This window comes from Clostridium sp. AF28-12 (genome assembly GCF_003435225.1).
In the GTDB taxonomy this organism is placed as follows: domain Bacteria; phylum Bacillota; class Clostridia; order Lachnospirales; family Lachnospiraceae; genus Pilosibacter; species Pilosibacter fragilis.
Genome location: NZ_QWGJ01000080.1, coordinates 1 through 211, shown reverse-complemented (window position 1 = coordinate 211; position 211 = coordinate 1).

The window sequence follows — 211 nt, the reverse complement described above, 5'->3', positions numbered from 1 at the left end:
CAAAATTTAGCTTGGCTAATTTTTAAACCGTTCTACTGTTTTGTTAGGTTTTGTTCTGAATGTTCTCATTCATGGTCTAAACCAAAGACCATTTTTATAAGAATTTTCAGGGTTTTACATACTGTTCAGTTTTCAAGGAACTTTTTTCGTTGTTGCTTTCGTTCTCAGCAGCAACTCGTTTATTCTATCATACCGTTTCCGGTTTGTCAAG